At 73.0% G+C, this 6,639-nt stretch carries 5 protein-coding genes and 1 pseudogene; 5 read left to right on the top strand and 1 reads right to left on the bottom strand.

Annotation, left to right across the window (positions count from 1 at the left end; translation table 11 throughout):
- The first annotated feature begins 261 nt into the window (after positions 1-261).
- Positions 262-1,323, top strand: coding sequence for a nicotinate-nucleotide--dimethylbenzimidazole phosphoribosyltransferase (gene cobT, locus SSOG_RS32845; RefSeq protein ID WP_039942099.1), 1,062 nt, complete (start codon positions 262-264; stop codon positions 1,321-1,323).
- Between the two features lie 7 nt (positions 1,324-1,330).
- Here cobT and SSOG_RS32840 read toward each other — a convergent pair whose 3' ends face one another.
- Entirely contained in the window at positions 1,331-2,071 is a 741-nt protein-coding gene (locus SSOG_RS32840; protein WP_009718568.1) for a hypothetical protein, read from the bottom strand.
- 34 nt (positions 2,072-2,105) lie between these two features.
- On the opposite strand from SSOG_RS32840, the gene SSOG_RS32835 reads away from it, so the two are divergent.
- The 4 genes and pseudogenes from SSOG_RS32835 to SSOG_RS32820 all read left to right on the top strand — a co-directional run.
- Complete coding sequence (locus SSOG_RS32835; RefSeq protein ID WP_106516496.1) at positions 2,106-2,987, top strand: adenosylcobinamide-GDP ribazoletransferase; 882 nt, start codon at positions 2,106-2,108, stop codon at positions 2,985-2,987.
- A gap of 142 nt (positions 2,988-3,129) precedes the next feature.
- Positions 3,130-4,692 carry a leucyl aminopeptidase gene (locus SSOG_RS32830; protein WP_009718567.1) on the top strand — a complete coding sequence of 521 codons (1,563 nt, stop codon included), beginning with the start codon at positions 3,130-3,132 and terminating at the stop codon, positions 4,690-4,692.
- Between the two features lie 222 nt (positions 4,693-4,914).
- A complete protein-coding gene (gene lpdA, locus SSOG_RS32825; RefSeq protein ID WP_039939247.1) occupies positions 4,915-6,303 on the top strand; it encodes a dihydrolipoyl dehydrogenase in 1,389 nt (462 codons plus the stop codon).
- Between the two features lie 52 nt (positions 6,304-6,355).
- Positions 6,356-6,639, top strand: a pseudogene (locus tag SSOG_RS32820) (biotin/lipoyl-containing protein); the annotation flags it as partial.

Raw genomic sequence — 6,639 nt, 5'->3', positions numbered from 1 at the left:
CGCCCGGACGCGCCCGGTGCCGCGGGCCCAATCGCCTTGAACGGCTGGACGTAGGGCGTCCCCGCCCCTCCCCCGAGGGGCGGGCCCCACCCGGCCGCAGGTGTGTGGCGGCGCCGCCGGGGGGCCGGGGGTGTCCACCGGTTTCGGGGAGGGGCGGGGTAGGGGAGAGAGCGCTCGGCCCAAGCGCCGGGCGGGGCAACTCCACCGCGGGGCGCGGGCCTGGGGTGGGGGGCCGGTAGGGTTCTGGGCGTGAGCAGCGGCCTGAATCTCGATGACTTCGTCGACCTGATCGAGCGCCCCGACGGGGGCATACGACGTGACGCCGAGGAGCGGCGGGAGCGGCTGGTGCCGCCGCCCGGCGCGCTCGGGCGGCTGGACGAGCTGGGTGAGTGGCTGGCCGCCGCTCAGCAGCAGGTGCCGGTGAAGCCCGTCGAGCGGCCCCGGGTGGTGCTGTTCGCGGGCGACCACGGCGTCGCGGAGCTCAATGTGTCCGCCCGCCCCGCCGGCAGCGCCCATCACCTCGTCCGCGCCGTGATCGACGGCGAGAGCAGCGTCGCCGTGCTCGCCCGCCGCTTCGGGGTGCCCGTCCGCGTCGTGGACATGGCGCTGGACTGCGACCCCGACGAGCTGCCCGGCGAGGTCACCCGGCACCGGGTGCGCCGCGGTTCGGGGCGGCTGGACATCGAGGACGCGCTGACGGCCGAGGAGGCCGAGCAGGCGTTCCGTACCGGCATGGCCGTCGCCGACGAGGAGGCCGACGCGGGGACGGACCTGGTGGTGCTCGGCGACCTCAGCGTCGGCGGCACCACCGCCGCGGCGACGCTGACCGCCGCGCTGTGCGGCACGGACGCGTCCGTGGTGACCGGGCGCGGCGGGGCCGGGATCGACGATCTGGCGTGGATGCGCAAGTGCGCGGCGATCCGCGACGGGCTGCGCCGGGCCCGCCCGGTCCTCGGGGACCAGCTCCAGCTGCTGGCCACGGTCGGCGGCGCGGATCTCACCGCGATCACCGGGTTCCTGCTCCAGAGCGCGGTGCGCCGCACCCCCGTGATCCTGGACGGCGTCGTCTCGGCGGCGTGCGCCCTGGTCGCGCAGCGGGTGGCGTTCCGGGCACCGGACTGGTGGCTGGCGGGCCAGGCCAGCGGCGAACCGGCGCAGGAGAAGGCGCTCGACCGGATCGCGCTCACCCCGCTGCTCGACCACGGCGTCACGGTGGGCGAGGGCGCGGGGGCGCTGCTGGCGCTGCCGCTGGTCCAGGCGGCCGCGGCGCTCGCGGGGGAACTCCCCGAGCGGGCACAGGCCGAGGAACCAGAGGACGCCTGACGGGACCTCAGGAGGGTTCGGAGAAGCCGCCGATCCAGTCCTGGAGCCGCCGCCGTACCCCGTCCCAGCGCGCGTCGTGGCGGGCGGCCCGGCGGCGCGCGCGGGCCCGGGTCCGGGGGCGGTGGCGGTAGACGTGGCGGGCCCACGGCGATCCGGGGCGCGCCAGCCGTGCCGCGCCGACGATCGCCACCAGCGGCACCAGCACCCCGATCACCGCGATCCGCAGCTTGCCCTTGACGAGGGCGAGCAGGGCGAAGGCGAAGTTGAGGGAGACCTCAACGACCACTGCCCCGCGGTCGCTGCGTTCGGCGGCCGACACCTCGTTCACCCCGAACGGCAGGAAGCCGCTGAGCACCAGGGCGACCAGGGCCGCGGTGACCACGACGACCTCGACGCTCTGTCGGCCCTGCTCGGTCCAGTAGACGTCGTGCAGGTGGAGGATCAGCGCGAACTCGTCCAGCACCAGCCCGGCGCCCACCCCGAAGAGCACCGCCGAGACCGCCGCGCCCACCCCGTGCCGTCCGCTGCCGACCGCGCCGAAGCCGCCGATGACGGTGAGGATCACGCCGGGCACCACATGGTGGACGTGCACCCCGCCGGGGGTGACGTCGCGGAACGGGCCCTTGCCCGCCTTGATCAGCCGGGTGATGGTGCGCGTGATCACGAACGAGAGGATGAACGAGGCCAGCGCGAGGAGCAGCGGCAGCTTGCCGGGCTCCACGATGTTGCGTTCCCACCAATGGCCCATGGCCCGTCAGGGTCGCGCGATACCCTGCGGCGCGATGGACACCACGCCGGAGCAGTCCCCCGACCGCCAGCCGGACCCGGACCCGGAGATACCGCCGGACCCCGGTCCGGAAATACCGCCGCGTCCGGCGCACCCCCCGCGCGCCTCCCTGGACGACGGCCTCCGCTTCGCCTTCGGCACGCTCACGGCGCTGCCCGTACGGGTGGCGCGCTGGGATCGTGAGGCGGCGCGCGTGGGCATGCTGTGCGCCCTGCCGGTCGGGCTGACGGTCGGGCTGTGCGCGGCCGCGGTGGGCGGTGTGCTGCTGTTCCTGGGCGCCGGGCCGCTGCTCGCGGCGGTCGCCTCCGCCGCCGTACCCGCCGTACTGACCCGCGGCCTCCACCTCGACGGCCTCGCGGACACCGCGGACGGCCTCGGCAGCGGCAAGCTCGCGGACGAGGCGCTGCGGATCATGAAGCGGTCGGACATCGGCCCGTTCGGCGTCATCACCCTGCTGTTCGTGCTGCTTGCGCAGGTCGCGGCGCTGGCCGAGCTGTACGGGGAGAGCTGGACGCGCGGCGCGGTGGCCGCCGCCGCGGCGGGGCTCGTCGCCCGGTGCGCCCTGACGCTCGCGGCCCGCCAGGGGATGCCCGCGGCCCGGCCGGAGGGGCTGGGCGCCGCGGTCGCCGGGGTGGTGCCGCCGCGGTCGGCGGTCGGCGCTGCCGCGCTGGCCGTCGTCGCCTGCGCGGGCGCGGGCGCGCTGGTCGACGTGTACGCCATGCCCATGTACGGGCTCGCGGCGCTGGCCGGGCTCGCGGCCGCCGATCTGCTGTCGCGCCACTGTGTGCGCCGCTTCGACGGGGTGACGGGGGACGTTTTCGGCGCCCTCGCGGAGACCGCCGCCACGGCGACGCTGCTGGTGATCACCTTCGGCTGAGGGCAGGGGACACACTTGGGTCCCGGTCACGGATCATGGGCTCGGAAGGCGCACCGCGCCTCGGAATAAGCTGGGCCGCACGGCCGACCACACCCAAGCCGTCGGCCGGAACCACCGGAACCGGAAGAGGGACCCGACCACTGTGACTGCACTGACTCTCAGCACCTCCTCCGCCGCGTCGCTGCGCGCGGATGCCGTCGTCGTCGGCGTGGCGAAGGGGCCCAAGGGTCCCGTCATCGCCCCGGGCGCCGAGGCCGTGGACAAGGCGTTCGGCGGGAAGCTCGCCACCGTTCTGGAGACGCTCGGCGCCACGGGCGCCGAGGGTGAGGTGACCAAGCTGCCCGCCGCGTCCGGGCTCAAGGCCCCGGTCGTGCTGGCGGTCGGCCTGGGCGAGGCCCCGGCGAAGGGCGACGGCTTCGACGCCGAGGCGCTGCGCCGTGCCGCGGGCGCGGCCGCCCGGGCGCTGGCGGGGTCGAAGAAGGGCGCGTTCGCGCTGCCGGTCGAGGACGCGGGGGACGCCGCCGCGGTCGCCGAGGGCGCGCTGCTCGGTGCGTACGCGTACGACAAGGGCAACAGCAACGGCAACGGCGCGAAGAGCGGCAAGGACTCCAAGGACTCCAAGGGCGACAAGGACAAGAAGAACAACGGTCCGCTCGCCGAGGTGGCCCTGCTCGGCGGCAAGCCGCGCGACAAGGCGTTCAAGGCGGCGGCCGAGCGCGCCACGGCGCTGGTCGCCGAGGTCAACCGGGCCCGCGACCTGATCAACACCCCCTCCAACGTGCTCGACCCGGCCACGTTCGCGGCGGCCGCCGTGACCGCGGCCAAGGAGCACGGTCTGAAGACGGAGGTGCTGGACGAGAAGGCCCTCGCCAAGGGCGGCTACGGCGGCATCCTGGGCGTGGGCCAGGGCTCGGACGCCCCGCCGCGGCTGGTGCGGATCGCGTACACCCACCCCAAGGCGGAGAAGACGCTCGCGCTGGTCGGCAAGGGCATCACCTACGACTCGGGCGGCATCTCGCTGAAGCCGGCCGGTCACAACGAGACCATGAAGTGCGACATGAGCGGCGCGGCCGCGGTGTTCGCCACGGTGGTGGCGGCCGCCAAGCTGGGGCTGCGGGTCAACATCACCGGCTGGCTGGCGCTGGCCGAGAACATGCCGTCGGGTTCGGCGACCCGCCCCGGCGATGTGCTGTCGATGTACAGCGGCAAGACCGTCGAGGTGCTGAACACGGACGCCGAGGGCCGGCTCGTACTCGCGGACGCGCTCACCCGCGCGTGCGAGGAGAAGCCGGACGCGATCGTGGACGTGGCGACGCTGACCGGGGCGATGGTCCTGGCGCTGGGCAACCGTACGTTCGGGATCATGTCGAACGACGACGCGTTCCGCACCGCGCTGCACGAGATCGCGGACGAGGCGGGCGAGGCGTCCTGGCCGATGCCGCTGCCGGCCGATCTTCGCAAGAGCATCGAGTCCCCGGTCGCCGATCTGGCGAACATGGGCGAGCGCATGGGTGGCGGTCTGGTGGCCGGTATCTTCCTGAAGGAGTTCGTCGAGGACGGCATCGCCTGGGGCCACCTGGACATCGCGGGTCCGGCCTTCAACGAGTCCGGTCCGTTCGGCTACACCCCCAAGGGCGGTACGGGCTCCGCGGTCCGCACCCTGGTGCGGCTGGCGGAGCGCACCGCCGACGGGGACCTAGGCTGACGGGGAAACCCCTTACCGGGTACTGCCGAGTAACCCCTGGACCCGAGTCCAGAGATATCCCACACAGCGGCCCCGCGTCCCGCCTCCCGTCAACAAGTGCGAAGATGTTGCCCGGCAGGACAGGGCCCCCACACCAGGGCTGCGAGCAAGAAGCGGCCGAACAACCGCCGCCGCCCGGCCACCCACGGTCGGCCCGGCGCACCCATGCATGGAGGACGTGACGTGGCGAACGACGCCAGCACCGTTTTCGACCTAGTGATCCTCGGAGGCGGTAGCGGTGGTTACGCCGCTGCCCTGCGCGGAGCGCAGCTGGGTCTGGACGTCGCCCTGATCGAGAAGGACAAGCTGGGCGGCACCTGTCTGCACCGCGGCTGCATCCCGACGAAGGCCCTGCTGCACGCCGGTGAGCTCGCCGACCAGGCTCGTGAGGGCTCGGAATTCGGCGTGAAGACCACCTTCGAGGGCATCGACATCGAAGGTGTGCACAAGTACAAGGACGGCGTGGTCACGGGCCTGTACAAGGGTCTCCAGGGTCTGATCGCGTCCCGCAAGGTCACCTATGTGACGGGCGAGGGCCGGCTGTCGTCGCCCACCTCCGTCGATGTGAACGGCGAGCGCTACACCGGCCGCCACATCCTGCTCGCCACCGGTTCGGTGCCTAAGTCCCTCCCCGGCCTGGAGATCGACGGCAACCGCGTCATCTCCTCGGACCACGCGCTGGTCCTGGACCGGGTTCCGAAGTCCGCGATCGTGCTGGGCGGCGGCGTCATCGGCGTCGAGTTCGCCTCCGCGTGGAAGTCCTTCGGGGCCGACGTCACCATCGTCGAGGCGCTTCCCCACCTCGTCCCGGTCGAGGACGAGAACAGCTCCAAGCTGCTGGAGCGCGCCTTCCGCAAGCGCGGCATCAACTTCTCCCTGGGCTCGCGCTTCTCGGGCGTCGAGTACACCGACGACGGCGTCAAGGTCTCGCTGGAGAACGGCAAGACCTTCGAGGCCGAGGTGCTGCTGGTGGCCGTCGGCCGCGGCCCGGTCTCGCAGGGCCTGGGCTACGAGGAGGCCGGGGTCGCCATGGACCGCGGCTTCGTCCTGGCCGACGAGTACATGCAGACCAACGTGCCGACCATCTCGGCCGTCGGAGACCTGGTCCCGACGCTCCAGCTCGCCCACGTCGGCTTCGCCGAGGGCATGCTCGTGGCCGAGCGGCTGGCCGGCCAGAACCCCGTTCCGATCGACTACGACGGCGTGCCCCGGGTGACGTACTGCCACCCCGAGGTCGCCTCCGTCGGCATCACCGAGGCCAAGGCCAAGGAGCTGTACGGTGCGGACAAGGTCGTCGCCCTGAAGTACAACCTCGCGGGCAACGGCAAGAGCAAGATCCTGAAGACCACGGGCGAGATCAAGCTCGTCCAGGTCCGCGACGGTGCTGTCGTCGGCGTCCACATGGTCGGTGACCGCATGGGTGAGCAGGTCGGCGAAGCCCAGCTGATCTACAACTGGGAGGCGCTGCCGGCCGAGGTCGCGCAGCTCGTCCACGCCCACCCCACCCAGAACGAGGCGCTCGGCGAGGCCCACCTGGCGCTTGCCGGCAAGCCGCTGCACTCGCACGACTAATCATCCCGAGCGCGAACAATCCGCAAAGATCGTTAAGGAGCAACCGAAAACCATGGCGGTTTCCGTAACCCTGCCGGCGCTCGGCGAGAGCGTGACCGAGGGCACCGTCACCCGTTGGCTCAAGGCCGAAGGTGAGCGAGTCGAGGCCGACGAGCCGTTGCTCGAGGTCTCGACCGACAAGGTCGACACCGAGATCCCGGCGCCCAGCGCCGGTGTGCTGACGTCCATCAAGGTGGCCGAGGACGAGACGGTCGAGGTCGGCGCCCGAGCTGGCCGTCATCGACGACGGCGAGGGCGCCCCCGGCCGAGGCCCCCGCCCCGGCTGCCGAGCCCGCT

The sequence above is a fragment of the Streptomyces himastatinicus ATCC 53653 genome (assembly GCF_000158915.1).
In the GTDB taxonomy this organism is placed as follows: Bacteria; Actinomycetota; Actinomycetes; order Streptomycetales; family Streptomycetaceae; genus Streptomyces; species Streptomyces himastatinicus.
Note: the sequence above shows the minus strand (reverse complement) of the source record. Positions and strands in the feature narration are given on the sequence as shown.

Excerpts from the sequence above, each read along its gene's own strand:
- SSOG_RS32840 (WP_009718568.1), bottom strand. The coding sequence starts at position 2,071 with ATGGGCCATTGGTGGGAACGCAACATCGTGGAGCCCGGCAAGCTGCCG.
- SSOG_RS32835 (WP_106516496.1), top strand. The coding sequence starts at position 2,106 with ATGGACACCACGCCGGAGCAGTCCCCCGACCGCCAGCCGGACCCGGAC.